At 73.8% G+C, this 1,807-nt stretch carries 2 protein-coding genes; both read left to right on the top strand.

The features are described from left to right. Positions 1-426, top strand: a 426-nt coding sequence (locus ACTUAL_RS22320; protein ID WP_440901613.1) for a tellurite resistance TerB family protein, incomplete at its 5' end; no start/stop codon positions are given. A 119-nt stretch (positions 427-545) separates the two neighbouring features. Beyond that, entirely contained in the window at positions 546-1,475 is a 930-nt protein-coding gene (locus ACTUAL_RS22315) for a GDSL-type esterase/lipase family protein (protein WP_157767758.1), read from the top strand. Positions 1,476-1,807: the final 332 nt, after the last annotated feature.

The raw sequence follows: 1,807 nt of genomic DNA, 5'->3' as shown, positions 1-1,807 counted from the left end.
GCGCTCGAGGTGTCCGACGCCGAGTGGGGGCACCTGGTCGCGTACCTCCAGTCGCGGCTGGACCTGACGCCGGGCGAGCGGATGCGGTTGACCGCGCACCTGGACTGGCTGCTGGTGTCGCCGCTCAAGCTCACCGGGTTGGCCAAGCGGATCAGCGTGCTCGGCGACGAGCAGCGGGCGCAGATCGCCGAGGTGGCGAGCGCGATCGCGGCGGCGGACGGGGAGATCTCGGAGAGCGAGGTCGCCGTGCTGCGCAAGATCTACAAGCTGCTGGGGCAGGACCCGGACTCGGTGCGCACCGGCATCGTGGCGTTCCGGGAGGCCGAGACCAAGCCGGTCTCGGTGCTCCAGGGCGGGACGGACGGCGGCGGTGGCGGCGAGGTGGCGGCGATGCTGGCGTTCGAGGAGGAGCAGGAGAACGGCTGAGCCGGGCGTCAGCGTCACCCGGCCGCGCGCTCGACGGGTCGCGGCGTGTCCGTTATGCACCCTGGGGTATGTACCCTGGGGCGGCAGGAGTTCGTGCTGCCGATCCGAGGGGTTCTCCCGTGCTGCGACGCCACCGATCCGCGCTGGCCTGCGCGCTGCTGCTCGCGCTGACCGCCTGCACCGGGGGTTCCGGTGACTCCGGCGGACCGGACGGGGCAGGCGGTGGGAGCGCGACCACGAGCAGTGAGCCGCCGCCGCGGAAGGTGTACGTGTCGGTCGGCGACTCCTACGCGACCGGGTTCCGCCCGCCCGTCGGCGGGCAGCGGGGCGGGTCGTCGCAGGACGCGTTCAGCCACCTGGTGGCCGAGCGGGCCGACCTGCGGCTGGTCAACCTCGCGTGCAGCGGGGCCACCTCGGCGGACCTGGTCGGCGGGGCGGACTGCACGCCCGGCAACCGGGCGCTGGACGCGCCGGAGACGGCGGGCCGCACCCAGGTCGACGCGGCCGTCGCCGAGCTGGAGGCGAGCGCCGGGCAGGTCGGGCTGGTCACGGTCGTGATCGGCGGCAACGACCTGATCCCGTGCGCCTCCCAGCCGCAGCAGGCGGTGGTGGCGTGCGCGACGCAGGCCGTGACGCGGATCAAGGCCAACCTGGCGACGGCGCTGCCGAAGCTGCGCGCGGCGGCCGGGGACGCGCCGATCGTCGGCCTGACCTACCCGGACGTGTTCCTGGGCGCGTGGGTGAACGACGAGGTGCCGGGCGGGCAGCGGTTGGCGGAGCTGTCGGTGACGCTGTTCCGGGACTTCTTCAACACCTCGCTCAAGGCCGAGTACGACAAGGTCGGCGCGCGGTTCGTGGACGTGACCGAGGCGACCGGGGCGTACCGGCCGCTGACGGAGCTGGTCGCGGACCCGGCGCACGGGCAGATCCCCGGACCGGTGGCGAGGGTGTGCGAGCTGACGTACTTCTGCGAGCTGACCGACGTGCACCCGAAGCCCGCCGGGCACGAGGTGATCGCGGACGGGGTGCTGCGGGCGGCCGGTCTGTAGGGGGTGGCCGGTCCGCGGCGGGTAGCCGGTCTGTAGCGGGCTGCCGGTCAGCAGCGGGCTGCCTGCCGTTGGTTCGCGGGCGGTGTCGTTCCACCGTCGATCGTTCCCGCCGCGCTCGTTCGCGGTGGTCTCCCCCGCCGGCCTCATCCGATCTCGGCCCGAGTCGGTACCCCAGCCGCCCCAGGGGGCGGCCGAACGGGTGGTGTGCGGCCTCCCGGTGAAACATGTCCGCCTCCTCCACAGAACACACGGTGACCGGATGCTGAGGAGCGGACATGGGGAGGAATCGGCGCCTGCCCGCGCTGGCCTGGTGCTCGGCGGTGGCGGTGCTG

The sequence above is a fragment of the Actinosynnema sp. genome, assembly GCF_052038725.1.
The sequence above is the reverse complement of the archived record's forward strand: the minus strand, read 5'-3'. Positions and strand labels throughout refer to the sequence as shown.